We start from the raw sequence: 22,209 nt of genomic DNA, 5'->3' as shown, positions 1-22,209 counted from the left end.
AAAATGGTTATGTTATCACTGAAATGCAACCCATGTAATAAATACAACCAAAAATAGAACCATGACACAGGAGTTTTCTGATGCCGATTTATGAATACCAGTGCAAAAAATGCAGCCGTGTTTTTGAAGCCCTTGTACTGGGAAATGACAAAGAGGTCCCCGCATGTGACAAATGCGGCAGTTGCGAGGTGCAGCGGCGCATCAGCGCAGCCAATACCATCGGCGGGACCGGGAAGGATTTCTCCGGCGGATGCAGCCCGAATCGTTCATCGGGATTTTCCTGAGCCTAATGCCGGACGGGCGGCCGGGGGCCGCTCTTATTGAAAGTTGGCAATGGTTTTTTCAAACCCCGGCATGGCATCGGTGATGGTCTGATCGGCCACGCAGAAGCTGAGCCGAAAATAACCGGGCGCGCCGAATCCGCTGCCCGGCACCGCTAAAATGCGCTCCTGCTGCAGGGCGCCCACGAATTCCACATCATCTTTGACCGGGCTTTGGGGAAATAGGTAAAATGCGCCCGCGGGCCGGACAAACCGGTATCCGAGGCGCTCCAGGCCGTCGCACAAAAGGTTGCGCTTGCGGTCGTATTCGGCAATATCCACGCTGGTCCCCTGCACCAGGGCAACCAGCCGCTGCATCAGGGCCGGGGCGTTGACAAAACCCAGAATCCGGTTGGCCAGGGCCATGGCCGCAAGCAGCTGCTGTTTTTCATCTGCCGCCGGGTTGACCGCTGCAAACCCGATGCGCTCGCCCGGAAGCGACAGGTCCTTGGAATAGGAAGTGGCCATGACACTGTCTGCATAACAGTCAAACACCCCGGGCACCTCGATGTTGTCATAAACGATCTTTCGGTAGGGCTCATCCGAGACCAGGTAGATGCGCCGGTTGATTTCCCTGCTTTTTTTCTCCAGGCACTGGCCCAGTTCCGCAAGGTTCTGGGCGGAATAAACCTGTCCGGTGGGATTGTTTGGGGAATTGATAACAACCGCCCGGGTCTTTGGGGTTATGGCGGCTTCAATGGCGGCCACATCCAGGGTGAAATCCGGCCGGGTGGGCACGGCCACAAGCCTTCCCCCGTGGTTGTCGGCATAAAAGCCGTATTCCACGAAATAGGGCGCCGGGGTGATGACTTCATCGTCCGGGTCCAGAATGGCCTTTAAAACAATGTTGAGCCCGCCTGCAGCCCCGCAGGTCATGATAATTTCGTTTTCCGTGATCTCAATTCCCTGTTCTTGGCCCAGAAAATCGGCCACTGCCTTTCGCACATGGGGGTAACCCGTGTTGGGCATGTAGGCGTGCAGCCCCGATGCGGGATCTGCGGCGACCTGCTCCAGATGGTCTCTGACCTCGTCTGGCGGCTCCAGGTTGGGATTTCCCAGGGAGAAGTCAAACACGTTGTCTGCGCCGTGGATGGCCTTTAAGCGCGCACCCTCTTCAAACATTTTCCGGATCCAGGAGGATTTTTCAATAAAATCCGCCATCTTTCTGGCTATTGGCATAAGTCGTTCCGCTGTGATCCCTTCGGGTTGTATCAAGTATGATGGCACCGTAAAAAGCTTTTTACCGCGTCCGCTGTTTTTGAAGGAAGAAAGCCCTGCGGTCGGCGTCGGCTTTTTCGCTCCTGACCGTTTTTGCGGATTGATCAAATGCCTTTGCTTAAAATTGACAAACCCGCCCTGTCTTCCTCAAACAATTTGAAATCTTTATGCAAAAACGCTCAATGTCGCTTCAAAAGCCGACCCCGCCCTTGGACTTCCTTGGAAGTCTGATTTCAGATGGCGCCATCAAGTATGGCCTTACTGCACGGATTCAACAGACTTGATCTCCGGCAGTTCCTTTTTCACCAGCCGCTCGATTCCGTTTTTCAGGGTCATCTGGCTCATGGGGCATCCGGCGCATGCGCCCTGAAGTCTGACCTTGACCACGCCGTCCTCCACATCCACCAGTTCCACGTCCCCGCCGTCTGCCTGCAACGACGGACGGATTTTATCGATCACTGCCTGTACTTGTTCTTTCATCTCTTGTCTCCTTATGCGTTTGTCAGTGTTGGATTAACCATTTGTTTTTTCAAGGGTTAAATAATAATTATAAGCCAGATTCCATTGATTTGCAAATGATATTTTTCAGCCACGCCTTTGGGGGCGCAAAGGGCAATTCATCCGGATATTGCCCAAAGCCATGGGACTTGTTTTTACTGCCGTCTTTTGTTGTAAAACGCATCCCGGAAGGCCGAAAACCGATCTTTTTCAATGGCCGAGCGCATTTGGGCCATCAGGGTGGTGTAGTAATGGATGTTGTGGATGGTGTTTAAGCGGTGGGCCAGAATTTCCCGGCAGCGGTAAAGGTGCTGCAGGTAGGCCCGGGAAAAGTTTTGGCAGGTGTAGCAGGTGCAGCCGGGTTCGATGGGACCGGTGTCAGTGCGGAAGTTTGAATTATTGATGTTGATTTTGCCAAAGGCCGTAAAAAGCTGGCCGTTTCTGGCGTTTCGGGTGGGCATGACGCAGTCAAACATATCCGCCCCAAACCCGGTCATTTCCACAAGATCCTCTGGCCGGCCCACGCCCATGACATACCGGGGCTTGTTTTCGGGCAGAAGCGGCAGGGTGGATCGGGCCATTTCATGCATGAGTGCAACGGGTTCGCCCACGCTCAATCCGCCCACGGCATAGCCGGGAAAATCCAGCTCCGCCAGGCCCCGGGCCGACAACCGGCGCAGGTGCGGATACATGCCGCCCTGGACAATGCCGAACAAAAGGTTCTGCCCCGGGTTTCTTGCCTGCATCTGCTTTTGGCAGCGCGCGGCCCAGTCCAGGGTGAGTTCGTGGGCGGCTTGTGCCTGTTTTTCCTCTGCCGGATGGGAAATGCACTGATCCAGGCACATGAGAATGTCGGAGTTGAGTCTGAGCTGGATGTCAACGGCATCTTCCGGGGAGATCAAATGCCGGGAGCCGTCAATATGGGACTGGAAGGCATACCCGTCTGTGGTGATTTTGGCCATTTTGGCCAGGGAAAAGATCTGAAACCCGCCCGAGTCGGTTAAGATCGGTGCGTTCCAGTTCATAAACCCGTGCAGACCCCCGAAGATGTCAATGACATCGCATCCGGGCCGCAGATAAAGATGATAGGTGTTTCCCAGGAGGATCTGCGCCCCGCAGGCCGAAATCTCCTCCGGGGACAGGGCTTTGACCGTGCCCAGGGTGCCCACGGGCATAAACACCGGGGTTTTCACAATGCCGTGGGCGGTGGCAAGGGATCCGGTCCGCGCCCGGGTTTCAGAGCTTTGGGCTTCAATGGCAAAAACAGACATAAGGTTGTTTTTTTCCGGATGCAGGTGTTGGTCTATTGGATGAACATGGCATCGCCATAGCTGAAAAACCGGTATCTTTCGGAAATGGCGTCGCGGTAGGCCGCCATGATATTTTCTTTTCCGGCAAATGCGGCTACCAGCATCAGCAGGGTGGAGCGGGGCAGGTGAAAATTGGTGATCATGGCATCGACTGCCTTAAACCGGTATCCCGGGTAGATAAACAGGTCGCACTGCCCGGAGCCGCTTTGGATGTGGCCGAAATCGTCTGCCGCGTATTCAAGGGTGCGCACGGATGTGGTGCCAACGGCCACGATCCTTCGGCCATTGGCCCGGGCTGCGTTGATCCGGTCTGCTGCCGGCGCACTGATCTCATAGTGCTCTGTGTGCATCTGATGCTCGCGGATGTTTGTGACCCGTACCGGCATGAAGGTGCCGTAGCTCACGTGCAGGGTGATTTCAGCAATCTCCACCCCATTTTGGCGGATTTTTTCCAGCAGGCCGCGGGAAAAATGTAGCCCTGCGGTGGGGGCGGCCACAGCCCCGTTTTCCGCGGCATACACGGTCTGATAGGCATGCCTGTCGTGTTTCTGCCCGGTTCTGCGGATATAGGGGGGAAGGGGCACATGACCGATTTTGTGCAGGATTTCTTCAAACCGGGCCGAGCAGGTAAATTCCACCACAAACGTGCCGTTTTCAGCCGAGATTACCTCTGCATGCAGACTGTCATCAAAAACAAGCCGGGTCCCGGGCGGCGGGGCCTTTGATGCCCGGATCAGGCACCGGCATTCAAACCGGTCCGGGCGGGTGCCGGTCTGTTTTCTGCCGGCGTAATCAATGAGCAGCACCTCGATTTTGCCCCCGGAGGCCTTGTGCCCGAACAGCCGGGCCGGAATCACTTTTGTGTTGTTGACCACCAGCACATCACCGGCACAAAGAAGATCCGCGATCTGATAAAAGCGCCGGTGCGCCGTGGTCCCGTCCGCCCTGGAAACCACCAGCAGGCGCGAATCCTGGCGGATGTCTGCCGGGTGCTGGGCGATTAATTCCTCGGGCAGGTCATAGTCATAGGCGCCAATGTCATAGGGGTTCTGCTCCGGTGTGACGCTGTTTGGGTTCATTTGAAATAGCTCCGGCCGATATAGGTCAGAATCAGCCCCAGAAACATGAGGGTGAATCCGAAAATGCGCAGGGTCTGATCCGGTAGTTCCAGGACCCTGGCCATCATTTCCTTCATCCGGTCGGGAAAGGTGAAATAGGGCAGGCCTTCAACAATCATGACCATGCCGATGACACACAGAAAAAAATCCATAGATAGTATCCTTGAGTTGCTTCGTTATTCAAATCGTTTACTATATCTGCCGGCTTTATGGATTGTCAAAAATAAAACCGCCCGGGACTTGAAAAAGATTTGCAGCCGTGGCAGATAAGGGGTTTGGAACCACGGCATTTATCAAGCTGTTCAATTTTACGTAAAACAGGTTAAGGATCTGCACACATGCGCTATGAACCCGTCATCGGCCTGGAAGTCCATGCCCAGCTCAAAACCCGGACAAAAATATTCTGCGGATGCTCCACTGTATTCGGCGCCGCGCCCAACACCCATGTCTGCCCGGTATGTCTGGGTATGCCCGGTGTTTTGCCGGTGCTCAACCGCTCTGTTGTGGAATATGCCATGAAAATGGCCCTTGCCACGGGCTGTCAGGTGGAGGGCACCAGCCGGTTTGCCCGGAAAAACTATTTTTACCCGGACCTGCCCAAGGGATACCAGATTTCCCAGTACGAGCTGCCCATTGCCAGAAACGGCTGCGTGGACATTGCACTGGAAGACGGCACCACCCGGCGCATCGGCATCACCCGCATTCACATGGAAGAAGATGCGGGCAAACTCATCCATGATCCGGACCGGCCCGTAAGCTACGTGGATTACAACCGCACCGGCGTGCCCTTGATTGAAATCGTATCCGAGCCGGATCTGCGCTCTCCTGCCGAGGCCGGGGCCTATTTGCGGCAGCTGCGCGCGGTTTTGCGTTATCTCGATATTTCAGACGGCAACATGGAGGAAGGCAGTTTCCGCTGTGATGCCAATGTATCGGTCCGGCCGCAGGGACAGGAGCAATTCGGCACCCGCACGGAGTTAAAAAACCTCAATTCCTTTAAGTTCGTGGAAAAAGCTCTGGCCTGGGAAATCGACCGCCAGACCGAAGTCCTGGAACAGGGCGAAGAAATCATTCAGGAAACCCGGCTGTGGGACACGGACAAGGGGCGGACCATATCCATGCGGGGAAAGGAAGAAGCCCATGACTACCGCTATTTTCCCGATCCGGACCTGGTGCCGTTGGTCATTGACCGCACCTGGATTGACCAGGTCCAAAAAGACCTGCCCGAGCTGCCGGACCAGCGGCGGGCCCGGTTTATCGCCGATTTCGGCCTGCCGGAATACGACGCCGGGGTCCTGACCGCATCCCGGGAGTTTGCCGATTATTTTGAACAGTGCCTGGAAATGGTCAACCGGCCCAAGCTGGTGAGCAACTGGATGATGGGTGAGCTCACGGGCCTTTTAAACGCCCGGGGCATCAACATCACTGAATCGCCCATATCCCCAAGCCGGTTTTCCGGTCTCATGGAGCTGATCGACAGCGGGGTGATCAGCGGAAAGATCGCCAAGACCGTGTTTGATGAAATGGCGGACTCTGAAGATGACGCCAAAACCATTGTTGAAAAAAAGGGCCTGGTGCAGGTCAGCGACCAGGGGGAAATCGAGGCCATCGTGGACCGGGTGATCGCCGATCATCCGGATGAGGCGGAGAAATACCGACAGGGCAAGAAAAAGCTCATGGGATTTTTCGTCGGCCAGGTCATGAAGGAGACCAGGGGCAAGGCCAATCCCCAGGTGGTCAACGAGGTGCTAAAAAAGCGACTGGAGCAATAGCTGAAGTTTCGGAGAAAGGAAATGCATAAGCGCCTTGGCTGATCAGCGGCCCGGGAAAGTGAGTTTCTTCGCTTCAGGAGCCTCCCGGAGCCTCAATTTCCGCTCAAAAACCTGCTTTTGCGCGCCGCCTCCTTCGCATGATGCCGACCCGGTGGCGGTTTGCTCCCTGCTGACCGCTTGCGCGCTCAATGCGACTCGCAACCCACCCCCGGGCCGGCATCATGGCCGACTGTGTGCCAACTTTCACCCCAAGGGAGTCGGAAGGAACACATCCAAGTCTTAAAAAGCGTTGTTTTTATGCCCGGTCCCGTGGGCTGGCCCGACAAGAACCCTTCCAAGTCCAGGGGCGGGGTCGGTTTGTGAAGCGACATTGAGCGTTTCCGGGATAAATTCAGCCAATGCCGGAGCGGGTAAAGTTTCAAATTGCCCGGGGCTGGATGGAAAAAACCCGGAAACGGTCAGGAGCGAAAAAACCGGCGCCGCCCCTGGACTTCCTTCCTGACAAATGACGGATTTTTATACGATCCGGTGAAACCGCTTTTCCAGGTACGAAACCGGCCAACGGATCACCGTGGGCCGGCCGTGGGGGCAGTGAAAGGGGTTTTGGCAGGCATCGAGATCTTTGAGCAGGGCGGCCATCTGCTCGGGCGCAAGTCTCTGGTTGGCCCGGATGGCGCCGTGGCAGGCCATGACAATGATGCATTTGTCTTTGAGCCGGGAAAGCTCCGGGACCGCGCCCGTGGTTTCCGCGGCTTCGGCCATGTCGGCCACAAGCCGGCCGATGCCCTCGCCCCCGAGCATTTCCGGTACGGCCTGGACCACGAAGGTTCGGTCCCCGAAAGGTTCGATTTCAAAGCCCATGGCATTGAAATCGGCAAGAAGCTGCTCGATAATCGGGGCCTGCCGGTAGGTGAGCTCCACGGTTTCGGGCATCAGCAGCCGCTGGGCCGGGGGTTTTGCCTGATTTTCGCCCGCAGCGGCCAGCTGCTCGTATAAAATCCGCTCATGGGCGGCGTGCTGGTCCACCAGCAGCAGTTCATCTGGCCTTTCGCAGACAATGTAGGTGTTGCGGAACTGGCCGATGATGGCCGTATCTGCAAAAAAACCGGATTGCTGCACCACCGGCGCAGCTTCGGAAGCCGTTTCAGCCGGCGATTTCAAAGAAGTCCGGTCCTGAACCCGGGTTTGCGGTTCAAAACAAGGCGCCGGGATGGATTCGGATGCCTGTGAATCGGGCTGGTATGTGGCTTTTGGCTCAAACAGGCTTGTCTGCTCCCACGGCAAATCCTTTTTTTCCATCCGGGCCGAAGGGCGCGGCTGCGGGCGCTGCCAGGCGTTTTCAACAGCCCTGCGCACGGCCCCAACCACGTCTTTCTGGTTTAAAAACCGCACTTCCTGCTTGGCAGGGTGCACGTTGACATCCACTTCTTCTGCCGGCACCTCCAGAAATACCACCGCCACCGGAAAACGTCCCTTCATAAGCCGTCCCCGGAACCCTTCGCAAAGGGCGTAGATAATGCCCCGGTCCCGTATAAACCGGCCGTTGACAAACACGTAGATCCGGGCCGTGGAACTGCGGGTGGCAGACGGATCGGCCACCCAGCCCGAGATCCGGGCCCGGGTGTCGTTGTATGCCAGGGGATAAAGCAAAGACGAAAACTCGCTTCCAAGGACATCAGCCACCCGCTCGGCCGGCTCGGCGGTTTTGGGCCAGTCCCGGACCGGTTTTTTGTTGTGCAAAAGCTGGAATCCGATATCGGGCCGGGATAGGGCAATGCAGGCAACGGTTTCGGAAATATGGCCCATTTCCGTGTTCACGGTTTTTAAAAACTTGCGCCGGGCCGGGGTGTTGAAAAAAAGCTGGCTGACACTGATCAGGGTGCCGGCCGGTGCCCCGGTCTGGTTAACGGCCTTGATTTTCCCCCCGTCGACGATGATCTCGGTGGCGGCATCGGCCTGCCTGCTGCGGGTGACCATGCGGAAGCGGGAGACCGCGGCAATGCTGGGCAGGGCCTCGCCCCTGAATCCCAGGCTGGAGATGGCGTGCAGGTCTTCGGCGTGCCGGATTTTGCTGGTGGCATAACGCTCAATGGAAAGCAGGGCATTGTCCTGGTCCATGCCTGCACCGCTGTCAGAGACCCGGATCAGGGAGCGGCCGCCCTGCTCGATTTCCACCCGGATGCGGTTGCTTTGGGCGTCAATGGCGTTTTCCAGCAGTTCCTTGACCACGGAGGCCGGCCGCTCCACCACCTCGCCGGCAGCGATCTGGTTGGACAAAATTTCCGGCAGAATGCGGATGGCTGTCATTTCCATAGACTCCCGGGCGGGTTACTGGCCGGGGGCATCCACTTCTCCCCGCAGAAAACGATACAGAAACTCGGTGTCAGTAGGCGAAAGATCAAATTTTCTGGATGCCTCCTCCACCAGGTCCTGGTTGGGCGCATCCGGGCGTTCGTATTTTTTAACCTGGCCGATCCATTTCACGGCTTTTCGTAAATCTTCCTTTTTGGGCTGCATCAGGATTCCCCCCTTTCGGGTTTGCATCTGGTGTTAAGTGCTGTTTTTAAGCCGCCGGCAGATCCGGTTTCTGACCGCAGACCCCGGCGGCCTGCTCAAAGGCGTATGCCGCCTGCAACAGTCTGGCTTCGGCAAAATGCGGGGCCATCATCTGCAGGCCGATGGGCAGCCGGTTTTCGGAAAACCCGCACGGAAGTGACAAGCCGGGAATGCCGGCCAGGTTGGCCGACAATGTGAAAATGTCAGACAGATACATCTGCAGCGGGTCATCGGTTTTCTCTCCCAGCCCGAATGCCGGCGTGGGGGCCGTGGGGGAAACAATGACGTCACAGGTTTGAAATGCAGCGGCAAAATCGTTTCGAATCAGGGTTCTGACCTGGGAGGCCTTTTTGTAATAGGCATCGTAATAACCCGCTGAAAGGGCATAGGTGCCCAGCAGAATCCGCCGCTTGACCTCCGGGCCAAAGCCCCTGGAGCGGGTTTGTTCATACATCTGCTTTAAACTCCCAGCCTCCTTGTGCCGGAATCCGTACTTGACCCCGTCGTAGCGGGCCAGGTTGGAACTGGCCTCTGCCGGGGCGATCAAATAATAGGCGGCCACGGCATGCTCGGTGTGGGGAAGGGAGATTTCCGCGCATTTGGCACCGGCACCAGTGAGCTGGGCAACCGCTTTTTCAAACGCCGCCCTGACCCCGGGGTCCATGCCCTGCGCATCCCGGTATTCCACCGGAATCCCAAATGTCAGGCCCTTTACCCCGGCATCCAGGCCGGCCGTGTAGTCGGGCACCTCATTTGCCGCGCAGGTGGAGTCTTTGGGGTCATGGCCGGAAATGGCGTTCAAAAGGATGGCTGCATCCGTGACATCCTTGGCAAGGGGGCCGATCTGGTCCAGAGACGAGGCAAAGGCCACCAGTCCGTAGCGCGAGACCCGGCCGTAGGTGGGTTTTAACCCCACCACCCCGCAATGAGCCGCAGGCTGACGGATGGAGCCGCCAGTGTCCGATCCCAGGGCGCCCAGGCACATGTCGGCTGCCACGGCCGCAGCAGAGCCCCCGCTGGAGCCCCCCGGGGTCCGGGAGCGGTCCCAGGGATTGCGGGTGATCTGAAACGAGGAATTTTCCGTGGACGATCCCATGGCAAATTCGTCCATGTTGAGTTTGCCGGTCATGACCGCGCCGGCGGAAAAAAGTTTTTCCATGACCGTGGCGTTGTACGGGGGCACAAAATCGGCCAGCATCCGGGATGCGCACGTGGTGGCAATTCCTTTTGTGCAGATCAGGTCCTTGATGCCCAGGGGGATTCCCGTAAGCGGGCCGGTATTGCCTGCCCGGATATCGGCATCGGCCTGTTTTGCCTGCTGCCTGGCCGCATCTTCGGCCACTGTGATATAAGCACCGATTTCCGGGTCCATCTGCCGGATGCGGCCGAAAACCGCATCAATTAACTCCTGGGCGCTGATTTGCCTTTTGGCCAGAAGCCCTTTGGCTTCATGGATGGTCAGTTCATATAGTTTGATCGATGTCATGGTCCGCTCTTTTTTGTTGCTGGATGACTATTCAATGACCCTGGGGACCACAAAGCTGCCGTCTTCGGATTCCGGGGCGTTGGCCATGGTGTTTTGGGCATCGAGATGGCCGGCCACTGCATCTTGTCTGAAGGCATTGCAGATTTCCACGGCATGGGCCGTGGGGGATACATCCGTGGTGTCCACCCGGCTTACGCTTTCGGCATAGGCCAGGATTTCGCCCAGGTTGCGGGCAAAGCCGTCCACGTCGGCTTCATCGATGGTTAGCCGGGCCAGTGCGGCCACGTGCGCCACTTCCTCTCTGGAAATTTTCATGAATTTTCCTTTCGGTGGTTATTGTTGCTTTTCCCTTAAACGTCGGCCGCGCTTGAAAATTTGTCAAAACCCCGGCTCATGGGGCAGAAGCATGGCATCCACGCCGGCTTTCTGAAGCCGGACCAGATCGTTTTCCGCCTGGCTTCGGTTCGTGTAGGGGCCGATGCGCACCCTGTGCCAACGGCCCTGGCCTTCCACTGCGGCTTTCTGGGTAAAAGCGGGATAGCCCTTGTCCTTGTATTTTTTTTCCACGGTTTCGGCTTTTTGCCTGTCGCGCAGGGATGCCACCTGGATGGCGAATAATTTGCCTGAAGCCGACGGAGAGGGTTGTTCTGCGGCTATCTGCACCGGGTGCCCGGATTCTTTCTGGGCCGGCATGGGTTCGGTTTCCGGCTTGCTCCGGGGCGGCTGAACCCGGATTTCGGCCAGATCCGGTTTCGGGTGTTTGGGCGCCAGCACCCGGGGCCGTCCCTGGGCATACTCATCAACTTGCGATTTTTCCCTGAGCCGGTCGTAGAACTCAAAGGAAATATCCTCCGGAATCCTGTCATTACTGGTTTGCTGTTCTCCGGGCTCGGAGAGCACGCTGCTTTGAAGCTGGGCCAGCTTTTCATCCAGGTGCTGCATGTCAAAATGCACCGGCGCGGTGTTGCGCCCCACCAGAACCCCCAGGATAAACATGCATCCAGAGGCAATAAAGATCATCAGCACCCAGCCGGAAGCACCGCCTCGGCTGCTGAAGGAATTGGTTTTGGGAAAACTACCGCCCATGATTTTTTTACAGTCCCTGCTACATGATTTCCGGGGTGCTGACCCCGAGCAGTTTCAGGCCGTTTCGGATCACCTTCTGCACGGCCACCACCAGGTTCAGACGGGCCGTGCTCAGCTGCGTGTCATCGGTAAGGACCCGGTGCTTATTATAATAGGCATGAAACAATGCCGCAAGGTCCATGAGATAGTAGGCGATTCGGTGGGGCTCCATGAGGGCGGCGGCACCGGAGATAACCTCCGGGTATTTTCCCATCTTTTTGATCAAAGCGATTTCCTCGGCTTCGCTTAGCCGCTGCAGGTCCGCGGGTTCCGGGTTCTTTTGCACATCCGGGTTTTCGTCCGCGGCCTTTTTGCATATGCTCGATATCCGGGCGTGAACATACTGCACGTAATACACCGGGTTGTCGTTGGTTTTGGCCTTGGCCACCTCCAGGTCAAAATCCAGGGGGCTTTCATGGTGCCGGGTCAGAAAGATAAACCGGGCAGCATCCCGGCCCACCTCGCTGACAACGTCGCTGAGGGTGACAAACTGGCCGGCCCGGGTGGACATGGAAACCGGCCGGCCCTTTCGCAGAAGATTGACCAGCTGGGTGAGAATGACGGTAAACTGGCTGCTCTGTCTGCCCATGGCCGATATGGCGGCTGTCAGCCGGGGCACGTACCCGTGATGATCCGCGCCCCATACATCAACGACCCGGTCATACCCCCGCTCGTATTTTTCCAGGTGATAGGCAATGTCTGAGGCAAAATAGGTGGTCTGGCCATTTTGCCGCACCACCACCCGGTCTTTTTCGTCTCCGAATTCGGTGGCGCAAAACCACAGGGCGCCCTCGTGTTCGTAAATCAGTTCCTTTTGCTTCAAAAACGCGATGGCTGCGGCCACCTTGCCGGTATCATAGAGGGTTTGCTCACTGTACCAGCGGTCAAAACAAACGCCCAGATTTTTAAGATCCTGCCGGATGCCGGCCAGGATTTGTTCTGCGGCCAGCCCGGAGAGCTCTTCTTCAGCCTTGTCCCGAGGCATATCAAAAAGGTTTTGGCCTTTTTCGGCCAACACGGATCGGGCAATGTCTTTGATATAATCGCCCTGGTAGGCGTCTTCGGGAAATTCCACGTTCTGCCCGGCAAGCTGACAGCAGCGCAGATACACGGATCTGCCCAAAGTCAGGATCTGGCGGCCGGCATCATTGATGTAGTATTCCCGTTCCACGCGGTATCCGCAGAAATCCAGCAGCCCGGCTATGCTGTCACCCACCACCGCTCCCCGGCCGTGGCCGATGTGGAGGGGGCCGGTGGGATTGGCGCTGACAAATTCCACCTGGACCTTTTGCCCGTCACCAAGGTCTTCGGCCCCATAGGCCATGTCTTGCTGATGGATTTCATGGATGACCGACAGCCAGGCCGACGGGCGGATGAAAAAATTGATAAACCCGGGCCCGGCGATTTCTGTTTTTTCAATCAGGCCATCCGGGTCCGTGATATGGTCCACAACAGCTTCTGCGATTTTGCGCGGGGCCATTTTCTGGGCTGCAGCCCCGGCCATGGCGAAATTGGTGGCAAGATCGCCGTGAGCACCGATTTTGGGTTCTTCCAGTGTGATATCCGGAAAATCGTCTGATGCCAGCACTCCGGACGCATGGGCGGTGCGGGCGGCCTCAAGCACCATTTGTTTTACGCGTTGTTTGATCATGGGCTTGCAACTGTCCTTGCAATGAGTTTAAGCAATGGTAAAATCTAAACTTTTAAGTGTTTTTTCAGGCCAAGTCAAGGAGTCATTGCAGGGCGTCACCCTTGGACGGTGCGCGAGAGGATGTGGTTTAGGGTGTCGAGCAGGGGATGGATTTTTTCCCGGTGTTCCGGGGGGATCATCAGTTGGGTGACGGGCCGGTTGGGTATGGTGACGCATTCTTTGGCCATATGCGCTGGATCAGATCTCAGGCAGAGCATCACATCAACGAGGCTGCCAAAAAAACCGGATTGGTCCAGATGTTCGATGATTTGGAGAAACAGGGTGTTGACAGTCAATGTCAGCTCATCGATATGTGCGCTGCCGGTTTTCCGGCATTTGGAGAAAGAAACCATGCACCGGCATCCAAACGGGCGGATCGAATAAATGGAGCACAGGTCGTTTTCCAGCAAAGGACAGGGCAAAGACGGTTGGGGCGGGGCTTCTTCAACCGGGGTTTTGTTCTCCAAACACATTTGGGCATAGCCGTTGGTGGTCAGGGCCGGCTGATACCGGGGGGTGTGGAGATGGCTGCGCATCTGCTGGTATAAGACCGCCTTTTTTTGCCCGTCTAAGAAATGATCAATGAACCGGCCTTCAAGGCTGGTAAGGGTCATGGCAGTGGTGCAGCACTCGGCGCAGAATTTCTCGCAGGCAAAGGGTAAGCTGCCCATGTAGTCGTCATACAGCCGATAGATTTTGCCCAGACCTTCAATGTCGCTCAGATGTGTTGGGTGGTTTATGGGAATCATCGAATTGGCTTATTTTTCCATTCTGCGGTATTGTTTGTAGCAGGAAAGCACCTTTTGCACGTACTGCCGGGTCTCTGGGTAAGGCGGGATGCCCTTGTAGTGATCCACCCTGGACGGGCCGGCGTTGTAGGCCGCCAGGCTCAGATTCAAATTTCCGTTGTAGCGCTTGAGTAGATCGCTTAAATAGCGGGTCCCGGCCGTGATGTTTTGTCTGGGGTCAAAAGGGTCTGAAATCCGGTGCTTTTGGATGTGCACCGGCATGATCTGCATCAGCCCCCGGGCTCCGGCCCGGGAAACCGCTGTGGGATTGAATCCGGATTCCACCCGGATTACGGCCTGCACCAGTTCCGGCCGCACCCCGTAAGTATCTGCAATGCTGGCGATGATTTCAGCATACCGCATCACCGACTGCACCGGGGGTTCGGGCGCTTCAAGATGCGGGGTCGGTATGTAATCCGCGGATTTGGGGGTATCTGTGAAATGATATCCGCCTTTGTCGTCAATATGCATATACATTTCCGCCCGGGCGGGGTTTGGTGTCGGGCAGGCAATGGCCAGGCACGCAAGGCCGGCGGTCAGAAAACAAAAAAAATTTGCGGATATGCTCCGGGTTCTGGGGGTCATGGGCCGTGTCAATGGCAAAAAAACCGTTTGGGTTCCGCTGGCCGAAAGGGCCGCTTTTCCGATAGTTACGCCCGATATTTATTATATTGTATACATGAAATCCCTATGCGGGGTCAAGTAAAAGGTGGGTGCGCACACAATCCGGTTCAACCCTCTTCGGGCACAAAGGCGGCTACTTCATCGATGGTTTCAGCCTTGGAAAGCAGCATGGCCAGCCGGTCAATGCCCAGGGCATTGCCTGCGGCCGGCGGCATTTGGCCCAGGTCGGCAAGAAAGGCCTCGGGCATCGGGCCGGCGGCGAGGCCCTGTTTTTCACGCCGCTGCAGTTCCGCCTCAAATCGCCGGCGCTGCTGGTCAGGATCAATGAGTTCGGAAAATCCATTGCAGATTTCCAGGCCCCCGATATAGGCTTCAAAACGTTCGGCCACATGCGGGTTATCCTTTCTGAGGCGGGCCAGGGCGGCCTTTTCCGCCGGGTAATCGTATAAAAATATGGGTCTTGCGGGATTCAAAGCGGGCTCGATCTCCAGGGCCATACGCTCGTCAAAGCTCTGATCAGCCAGGGCCGCGTTCATGGTGGTGCGGGTAAAGCGCTGAAAAGCCTTTTCAACCGTAATTTTCGGCCACGGTCGGTCCAGCCGGATGTTTGCGCCGCGGCGCCTGAGATGCCGTGTTCCCAGGACCTTTTCACAGGTCTCGCGGATCAGGCTTTCGGTCTGGTTCATCATCTCATGATAGGTAAAATCGGCCGCATACCATTCCAGCATGGTGAACTCCGGCAGGTGCCGGCTTCCGCGTTCCCCTGCGCGGAAGGTCTTGCAGATCTGAAAGATCCGGGAATACCCGGCAGCAAGCAGGCGCTTCATGTAGAGTTCAGGGGATGTCTGCAGAAAGGCGCCGTCAGCTGAAATGGCCTCGATGTGGGCTTCGGGCGCAGGCGCAGGGGTGCGCACCGGGGTTTCCACCTCCAGAAAATCGTGGCGGCAGAAAAAGGCGCGCACCGCATTTAACAGCCGGTGGCGGATCTGCAGGCAGTGGCGGATCCCCTGTTGACGAAGCGCGGTCATATCAGCCGGGCAGTCCTATTTTTTTCGCACCCGGTACTGGTCTTCGGGCCGGTCCTGGAGCAGAATCATGTCATAGGAGCCCATATCGGTTTTTTCAAACCACTGGTATCCGGTTTTGCGGCAGTTTTCACAGGCCTTGCGGGGAATGTGGACAGCCAGCACCCGCATTTTTCTTTCCACGGAAGAGTCGATTTTTAAAACACCGCTGCACTCCCGGCACACTTGCAAGGTTTCATGCTGGGATTCATAAAATCCGTCCGTGTCGTAAAAAACAGTATTATTGCGCTCGGCATAAATCACGTTTTCCTGCATGCGGATGCGGATGTTTTGCCGGTCGTTCCAGGTGTCGATGACCTGCTGGCAGGTTTTTTCAATGGTGGCGGTGATGCTGGGGCCCTGGCGGAGACGTTCGGCCGAGTACTCGGGTTCCACCACGTGGCTATAATCCATGCCGGCCATGGCCAGAATGAGGCCGACATTGACGTAGGGAAGCGCGCTTTCGATGGAGTATCCGCCTTCGAGCACGGCAATGTCGGGCTTGAGCCGGGCGGTGAGGTCTGCATACCCTTTGGCGGAAAAATTCATGTTGGTCAGCGGGTCTGTGAAATGATTGTCCTGGCCGGCGGAATTGATGATCAGATCCGGCTTGAACTCCTGGAGTATGGGCAGCACGGCTTTTTCCAGCACGGTGAGAAAACCTTCCTCCGAGGTATAGGGCGGAAGCGGGATGTTTAAGGTGGTGCCCGCAGCCGTGGGACCGCCGGTTTCATTGTTAAAGCCCGTGCCCGGAAACAGGGTCCGGCCGTCCTGGTGCATGGAGATAAACAATGTGTCCGGATCATGCCAGTAAATGTCCTGGGTTCCGTCGCCGTGGTGGCAATCCGTGTCAATGATGGCCACCCGGTCAATGCCATAGGCCTGGCGGAGGTATTCGATCATGATGGCTTCGTTGTTGACGTTGCAAAAGCCCCTTCCCCCATGGACCACCCGCATGGCATGGTGGCCCGGGGGTCGAACCAGGGCAAATCCGCGATCCACAAGACCGTCCATTTTGGCCTTGCCAATGGTTTTGGCACCGCCGGCGCTGATGAAATGCGATTCGGTCATAACGCTTCTGGCGTCGGGCACGCAGAAATGAACCCGCTGTACATCCTCGATATCCACCACACCGGCTTTGAATTCGTCAATGCCTTCAACGTCGAGAAGGCCCTCCTCGGAGATCTGGTCCTGGGTGTAGAGAAGACGCTCTTCGCGCTCCGGGTGGGTGGGGCTGATGGCCCAGTCGTATGCCGGGAAAAAAACCAGGCCCGTATGGGTCTTGGCCTTTAGCATGGGTTTTCTCCGTTTCGGGATTGTTTTTTGATTTGCGCGATGATCTTTTCATACTGGCCGATGAGTCCGGGCCGGACCTGGACCTTGATGCGGATGTTTTTGCCGATCATCCGGAAATCGCGAACCATGTTAAATTCCAGCGCCTCGGTGACATCGGTGACAAGGTCGCCTGAGCTGGCCCCTTCCCTGAGGGCTTTTTTCTTCAGCAGTTCCGAGGCCATTTCCGTGGCATCGGCCATTGTAAAACCCGGCTTGAGCGCCTGGACAAACATTTCCTCAGGGGCTGAGGCCTCGAGCTTGTATGTGTCTGCAAATAAGGTCACTTCGCATGTGGTGCGCGAAAGGGCCGTGCCCACGGCGTTGGCCACGTCCCAGTGGGGTATCACGCTGACCTGGTAATCAGAAACAGCCGTAAAATTTTCTGCAAACATGGGTGCCGGACCCCCGAGCACCAGAAGCCGGGTGGGCTTGATCTGGTGGCCGTGCAGGGCCTCGCGCACTGTGTAAACGGGCCTGCTGTTGATCAGGCTCACCATTTGCCGGGCAGAATCCAGAATTTCCCGGCAGGTTTGGTCAAATATTCGCTGGGCGGCTTCCGTGGTGGAAATTCCCAGAAGCTGTGCAATGGCCTCAATGCCTTTTTCCGCCTTTTCCCGGTCGCCGTTTTGGGCCTTTCCAAGGACAAAAAGAGCGTCTGTGGGCGTGGGTTCCGGGCCGCCATAAGCCATGGCCGGCCCGGTTCTGTCCGGTCCGATAAACAGGTGTCCGTGTTCCACCCGCACCGTGCTGTCACCGCCCAGGCCTACGGAATAGGAGTGCAAGGCCCGGATCAGGGTTTTGTGTTCAGCGATTTCGATTCCGTAGGGCGCCAGCACAGGCACGCCATTGATGAGCACGGCCATATCCGTGGTTGTGCCGCCGATATCGAGCACGATGGTTTCTTCATCATCTGCGGCAAAACCGATGGAGCCCATCACGCTTGCCGCCGGTCCGGAGAGAATCGACTGGCCGGGAAAATCAATGGAGGTTTCAAAATCCATGGTCCCGCCGTCTGCCTTGAGGATATATATGGGTATATGAATGCCCTTTTTGTCCAAAGATTGCCGGACTGCCTCAAAGAAGCGTTTGTGCAGCGGGTACACGGATGCGTTTAAAAAAGCCGTGGTGATGCGCCGGGGAAAGCTGAAATTGCCCGAGACGTTGTGGCCGAGAAAAATCTTTTGAAACATGGGGGAAATGATTTCCCGGATGCGTTTTTCATGGGTCGGGTTGCGGATGGAAAATTTGCCCACCACGCCCACGTACTCGATGCCTGCGTCCCGCATGCGGGATGCGGCATCTTCCACCGCTTTTTCATCGAGCTTGACAATTTCCCTGCCGCTGTGGTCCATTGCCCCGGCCACGCGATAGTAGTGCTCGCAGGTGCGGAAATATTCCGGGTCAATGCCGGGCCCGGCGGTCACGATCATGCCCACGGCCGGCAGCTTGTCCTGTACAATGGTGTTTGTGGTCAGGGTGGTGCTCAAAACCGCGTGGGAGATTTGGCTGATGTCAATATCGCGGGTAATGTGTTCCAGGCCGGAGAAAACCGCATCAAAAAGCGCCGATGTGTCGGTTGGCACCTTGATCCGTCTTTCCAGGCCGTTTTCGCCCACAAGAACAACGTCGGTATGGGTTCCGCCAACATCTAATCCGATGATCATGGTCTGCCCCTGGTCTATGGGATCGTTTCGGCGTATCCGGCGACTGGCCGGACAATGCGTGTCTGTAACATTGCTAACCGATATGATCATCGTTGTCAACCGAATCATCGGGCCCCGGGCAATGGGGGGCAATTTCATCTTTCTTTGAGAAAGTGCTTGCCGGCTGTCTTTCAGGGGTTTTCGCATGATGCGGGCCGGGGGGGCGGTTTGCTCCCTGCTGATCGCTTGCGCGCTCAATGCGACTCGCAAACCGCCCCCCGGCCCGCATCATGGCCGGCGCTTGTCAAGTTTGTAAGCCTTCTTTGTTGAAAGCTTTCCCCGGTTTCATGGCGATTTTTTTATGTGGGCCTGGCTCACGCGACAGGAACAGGCGTTTACAATTTGCATTTTTCGTGGAAAAATGCCAGTGTTTGCGGAAAAACTGACCCCGACCGCAGGGCTTCCTTCCTGAGAAATATCCAAGCGGTGTAAAAAGCTTTTACGAAAGCATCAATTTTGGTGTGGCCGGATAAAAAAGAGGTGAAAACACGCGCATGAATCATCAGAAAGCCGATGAAACGTATATGCGGGCGGCCCTGGACCAGGCGCAACAGGCTCTGGATGCCGGGGAGTTTCCCGTGGGATGTGTGATTGCCGGGCCCGGCGGGGTGATTGCCGGCGGGGGGCGCAGCCACAGCCGCCAACAGAGACCCAGTGAGATCGATCATGCGGAGATCAATGCATTAAAACAATTCTACGAATTGTCGTATACGGGTGATCCCCGGCAGTTGAGCATTTACACCACCCTGGAGCCCTGCCTGATGTGTTTTGCCGCAATTCTGATCGCGGATATCGGCAGAATCGTTTATGCCTATGAGGATGTCATGGGCGGGGGCACAGCCTGCAAAACCGATAATCTGCCGCCCCTTTACAGAAACGCCGGGGTCCGGGTGGTGTCCAACATGATGCGCCGGCAGAGCCTGGATCTGTTTTTCCGGTTTTTTTCCGATCCGGAAAACACCTATTTGTGTCACTCCATGCTGGCGGCCTATACCCTGGCCCAGAAGCCCGGAGGACGGTCATCCCTGTTTTCCCGGGAGTGAAACGGACGTTTATGCCCCACACTTCGCCAATAACCAGGATTTTGATGCCCGATGATCTGAAAGCCGCGGCCCGGCAAAAGGTGTCAGACTGCAGCAAGGTGGCTGAGGGCGCAGGCCGTCAATCGCTTTTTTACATGGTGGATGAGGACGATCTCTGCCGGGTGTTTGCTTTCAGCGAATACGCGGCCCGGCAGTGCCTGCGCAACCCGGGGATGATCCGCGAGCTTTTGGAAAGCGGGGATCTGGAACGGCTTTATCCCACGGATCAGTACCAGCAATACGTGGCCCGGGCAGCCGGCCAGGCCGCTGATGAGGACGGTCTGGCCGTGGCGTTGCGGCGGCTTCGGCACCGGGAGATGGTGCGTATTGCATGGCGGGATTTGACCGGCCGGGCGGATCTGTTTGAAACCATGGCCGAATTGTCCGCCCTTGCAGATGCCTGTGTTCAACAGGGGCTGGATTTCCTGTATCCCTTGTTGTGCAGCAAATACGGCCAGCCCGAGGATGCAAGCGGAAATGCCCAGCAGATGGTGGTCTTTGCCATGGGCAAGCTCGGCGGGCGGGAGCTGAATTTTTCCTCTGACATTGACCTGATGTTTGCCTTTCCGGAGGCCGGACAGACCCGGTCGGATCACAGGTCCATTTCAAACGAGGAATTTTTTACCCGCCTGGTGCGCCGGCTCATTGATGTGATCGGCAAATCCACCCCCGAGGGGTTTGTTTTCCGGGTCGACACCCGCCTGCGGCCCTATGGCGGGGGATTTTGGACACGAAATGCAGCCTGGAAATAGGTCTCCGGGCTGGAACAATTACGCAACATAAATATACCTGTCCATGGTCTTACCGTCACACCAGTAGTCAGCTTTCCGCAGGACAGAGTAATCGTCTTGGTCTGCAACGGATCATCCATAGCTTCTTCCACGGGATGCAGCGCCTCAATGCCAATCCCGGCGGCGGGTCCTGCGGCCACGATAACCTGATAATCATGGTAGAACTTGTTCTGTTTTCTCCCCAACAGCTTGCGCATGGCATAGCAAGAGGCGACGCTCGGTAAAAACCAGAAGGTATGGTTCAATACATTCAGTAGCGGCGCATGAGAAAACGGCATAGGAGGCTTCTTTGCCCCCAGCTTTAAATTGTCAACATTCGCAGCTTGAAGCGACCCGCGTATTAAATCCAGCCACTTCTGCACCTCATCTTCATGCTTGAATCTTGCGTTTTCTCCCTTGCCTTCAGCGGCAAAAAATTCATTCAGATCGAATTCGTCGAACTCCCCTTGCATCGCTATTTCGCGGATAGCATCCGGCATCTGGTAGGTCATCAGCACCATGCGGGGCAGGCAAGCATAAGGATTGTCTTTGTCCTTCCATGCCTGTTTGGCAGCCTGTTCATCCGAATAGGTCCAGTTGAAAATCTGTTCTTCAATAAACTCACCCGATGCAATGGCCCGAAACGGCGTGCCCGATAGATACAGGTAAGCATCCGTAGTTATCGGCATAATCTCTTCGTCGTAATAGTCGAGCCCCTCACCTTCACTAAACTTTCTTTCCTCCTTGTCTTCCGACTCAAATAGATCCTTGGCATTCTCACGCCACGCGCCGTAATGGTATTCATCAAAAATCACGCAATCCCAATGTGTCGCGTGAACCCATTCATTCTTGGTCTTTATACCGCCGGTCTTAATGTTTCTGCCCAGATAGTCCTGAAACGATCCGAAACAGACAAAGGGCTTGTTCTTGTCCGCTTCTTCGTATGTCAGGCCGTCTTTTGAAATAAATTGCCATCCCTTGAAATCAATGTGACGCTTTAAATCTTCTTCCCAGGCGCTCTGAGCCGCCGGTTTGAAGGTCAGCACCAGCACCTTTTTCCATTCCATCTTTTTGGCGAGCTGATAGGCAGCAAAGGTTTTGCCAAAACGCATCTTTGCGTTCCAGAGAAAACGTGGCGGTTTGTCAGGAGCTTCCTTGATGGCACGTTTGAAATAGGCCGCCGTCTTTTCTACTGCCTCTTTCTGCTCAGGCCGCATCTTGAAATTCAGCATGCGGTCTTCCTCGATTCGTTCACCTCTTCTGACAGCAATCACAGCCGTCTTAACCTGTTCTGCCGAACACTCGAACCACTCACCCTCAGGGTTCCTGATCCCGCTGTCTCTCAACGCCAGATGAACTTCACGGTCGGTAAAAGATGTGCCGTCATTGCGCATGGCGGATTCTTCCAGGACGATTCTGTATGGGGGTTTGCCAGGCCGCTTGGTCGGATATTGCTGCGCCACACGGTTTTTCACGTCTAACGTGGTGTAGCCTACTTTAAGCAGACCCTTGTATTGGGGATTGGTGTCTTCGTAGGCGTAGATTGTTGGTTTCGATGTGGGCCGTTGTGGGAAGAATTCATTACTCATCGCTTGGCTCCCTTGGGCGGACCATTGATTCAATGAAGGCTATTTCCTCTTTGGTTAAGCTGTATTTCTTGTAGAGTTTTTCGTCTGTCCACGGTTCATTAAAATCCTGCATGGGTACCAATGAATATCTCTGTCTCATGGCGTGTTGTGTGTTCTTTTTC

The 22,209-nt window shown here is 56.1% G+C and carries 21 protein-coding genes; 4 read left to right on the top strand and 17 right to left on the bottom strand.

Annotated elements, in window-relative coordinates:
- The first annotated feature begins 80 nt into the window (after nucleotides 1-80).
- The gene (locus R6U41_RS03450) at nucleotides 81-284 is read left to right on the top strand and encodes an FmdB family zinc ribbon protein (protein ID WP_410268436.1); all 204 of its coding nucleotides are present in this window, start codon (nucleotides 81-83) and stop codon (nucleotides 282-284) included.
- A gap of 33 nt (nucleotides 285-317) precedes the next feature.
- On the opposite strand, the gene R6U41_RS03445 is transcribed toward R6U41_RS03450, so the two are convergent.
- From R6U41_RS03445 to R6U41_RS03425, 5 genes are all read right to left on the bottom strand, one after another.
- On the bottom strand, nucleotides 318-1,499 hold the full coding sequence (locus tag R6U41_RS03445) for a pyridoxal phosphate-dependent aminotransferase (protein ID WP_410268435.1): 1,182 nt from the start codon (nucleotides 1,497-1,499) through the stop codon (nucleotides 318-320).
- A gap of 297 nt (nucleotides 1,500-1,796) precedes the next feature.
- A complete protein-coding gene (locus R6U41_RS03440; protein ID WP_410268434.1) occupies nucleotides 1,797-2,018 on the bottom strand; it encodes a NifU family protein in 222 nt (73 codons plus the stop codon).
- Nucleotides 2,019-2,191: 173 nt separating this feature from the next.
- Entirely contained in the window at nucleotides 2,192-3,307 is a 1,116-nt protein-coding gene (gene tgt / locus R6U41_RS03435; protein WP_410268433.1) for a tRNA guanosine(34) transglycosylase Tgt, read from the bottom strand.
- Nucleotides 3,308-3,339: 32 nt separating this feature from the next.
- Entirely contained in the window at nucleotides 3,340-4,425 is a 1,086-nt protein-coding gene (queA, locus tag R6U41_RS03430) for a tRNA preQ1(34) S-adenosylmethionine ribosyltransferase-isomerase QueA (protein ID WP_410268432.1), read from the bottom strand.
- Nucleotides 4,422-4,616: a DUF2065 domain-containing protein gene (locus tag R6U41_RS03425; RefSeq protein ID WP_410268431.1), complete on the bottom strand. Its 195-nt coding sequence runs from the start codon at nucleotides 4,614-4,616 to the stop codon at nucleotides 4,422-4,424. Before R6U41_RS03425 ends, queA begins: the two co-directional genes overlap by 4 nt.
- A gap of 186 nt (nucleotides 4,617-4,802) precedes the next feature.
- On the opposite strand from R6U41_RS03425, the gene gatB reads away from it, so the two are divergent.
- Nucleotides 4,803-6,236 carry an Asp-tRNA(Asn)/Glu-tRNA(Gln) amidotransferase subunit GatB gene (gene gatB, locus R6U41_RS03420; RefSeq protein WP_410268430.1) on the top strand — a complete coding sequence of 478 codons (1,434 nt, stop codon included), beginning with the start codon at nucleotides 4,803-4,805 and terminating at the stop codon, nucleotides 6,234-6,236.
- Nucleotides 6,237-6,752: 516 nt separating this feature from the next.
- On the opposite strand, the gene mutL is transcribed toward gatB, so the two are convergent.
- From mutL to R6U41_RS03365, 11 genes are all read right to left on the bottom strand, one after another.
- Nucleotides 6,753-8,543 carry a DNA mismatch repair endonuclease MutL gene (gene mutL, locus R6U41_RS03415; protein WP_410268429.1) on the bottom strand — a complete coding sequence of 597 codons (1,791 nt, stop codon included), beginning with the start codon at nucleotides 8,541-8,543 and terminating at the stop codon, nucleotides 6,753-6,755.
- A 21-nt stretch (nucleotides 8,544-8,564) separates the two neighbouring features.
- Nucleotides 8,565-8,753: a hypothetical protein gene (locus R6U41_RS03410; protein ID WP_410268428.1), complete on the bottom strand. Its 189-nt coding sequence runs from the start codon at nucleotides 8,751-8,753 to the stop codon at nucleotides 8,565-8,567.
- 46 nt (nucleotides 8,754-8,799) lie between these two features.
- Nucleotides 8,800-10,269 carry an Asp-tRNA(Asn)/Glu-tRNA(Gln) amidotransferase subunit GatA gene (gatA, locus tag R6U41_RS03405; protein ID WP_410268442.1) on the bottom strand — a complete coding sequence of 490 codons (1,470 nt, stop codon included), beginning with the start codon at nucleotides 10,267-10,269 and terminating at the stop codon, nucleotides 8,800-8,802.
- 36 nt (nucleotides 10,270-10,305) lie between these two features.
- Nucleotides 10,306-10,593 (bottom strand): Asp-tRNA(Asn)/Glu-tRNA(Gln) amidotransferase subunit GatC, encoded by a 288-nt coding sequence (gatC, locus tag R6U41_RS03400; protein ID WP_410268427.1) that lies wholly within the window; start codon nucleotides 10,591-10,593, stop codon nucleotides 10,306-10,308.
- 63 nt (nucleotides 10,594-10,656) lie between these two features.
- On the bottom strand, nucleotides 10,657-11,364 hold the full coding sequence (locus R6U41_RS03395; RefSeq protein WP_410268426.1) for an SPOR domain-containing protein: 708 nt from the start codon (nucleotides 11,362-11,364) through the stop codon (nucleotides 10,657-10,659).
- Nucleotides 11,365-11,383: 19 nt separating this feature from the next.
- Complete coding sequence (gene argS / locus R6U41_RS03390; protein WP_410268425.1) at nucleotides 11,384-13,054, bottom strand: arginine--tRNA ligase; 1,671 nt, start codon at nucleotides 13,052-13,054, stop codon at nucleotides 11,384-11,386.
- A 95-nt stretch (nucleotides 13,055-13,149) separates the two neighbouring features.
- Nucleotides 13,150-13,842, bottom strand: coding sequence for a hypothetical protein (locus tag R6U41_RS03385; RefSeq protein WP_410268424.1), 693 nt, complete (start codon nucleotides 13,840-13,842; stop codon nucleotides 13,150-13,152).
- A 9-nt stretch (nucleotides 13,843-13,851) separates the two neighbouring features.
- Nucleotides 13,852-14,352 (bottom strand): lytic transglycosylase domain-containing protein, encoded by a 501-nt coding sequence (locus R6U41_RS03380; RefSeq protein ID WP_410268423.1) that lies wholly within the window; start codon nucleotides 14,350-14,352, stop codon nucleotides 13,852-13,854.
- A gap of 260 nt (nucleotides 14,353-14,612) precedes the next feature.
- Nucleotides 14,613-15,533 carry an EF-P lysine aminoacylase EpmA gene (epmA, locus tag R6U41_RS03375; protein ID WP_410268422.1) on the bottom strand — a complete coding sequence of 307 codons (921 nt, stop codon included), beginning with the start codon at nucleotides 15,531-15,533 and terminating at the stop codon, nucleotides 14,613-14,615.
- Nucleotides 15,534-15,548: 15 nt separating this feature from the next.
- Nucleotides 15,549-16,865, bottom strand: coding sequence for a histone deacetylase (locus R6U41_RS03370; protein ID WP_410268421.1), 1,317 nt, complete (start codon nucleotides 16,863-16,865; stop codon nucleotides 15,549-15,551).
- A complete protein-coding gene (locus tag R6U41_RS03365) occupies nucleotides 16,859-18,658 on the bottom strand; it encodes a hydantoinase/oxoprolinase family protein (RefSeq protein WP_410268420.1) in 1,800 nt (599 codons plus the stop codon). Before R6U41_RS03365 ends, R6U41_RS03370 begins: the two co-directional genes overlap by 7 nt.
- A gap of 443 nt (nucleotides 18,659-19,101) precedes the next feature.
- Here R6U41_RS03365 and R6U41_RS03360 point away from each other — a divergent pair, with 443 nt between their 5' ends.
- On the top strand, nucleotides 19,102-19,650 hold the full coding sequence (locus R6U41_RS03360) for a nucleoside deaminase (protein ID WP_410268419.1): 549 nt from the start codon (nucleotides 19,102-19,104) through the stop codon (nucleotides 19,648-19,650).
- Nucleotides 19,651-19,694: 44 nt separating this feature from the next.
- A complete protein-coding gene (locus R6U41_RS03355; RefSeq protein WP_410268418.1) occupies nucleotides 19,695-20,441 on the top strand; it encodes a hypothetical protein in 747 nt (248 codons plus the stop codon).
- On the opposite strand, the gene R6U41_RS03350 is transcribed toward R6U41_RS03355, so the two are convergent.
- Entirely contained in the window at nucleotides 20,399-22,048 is a 1,650-nt protein-coding gene (locus R6U41_RS03350) for a GIY-YIG nuclease family protein (RefSeq protein ID WP_410268417.1), read from the bottom strand. The two genes, R6U41_RS03355 and R6U41_RS03350, sit on opposite strands and share 43 nt — an antisense overlap.
- Nucleotides 22,049-22,209: the final 161 nt, after the last annotated feature.

Origin of the sequence: Desulfosalsimonas sp. (genome assembly GCF_046483245.1) — a bacterium.
Classification (GTDB): Bacteria; Desulfobacterota; Desulfobacteria; order Desulfobacterales; family Desulfosalsimonadaceae; genus Desulfosalsimonas.
This window is presented reverse-complemented; position numbering and strand designations above follow the sequence as displayed.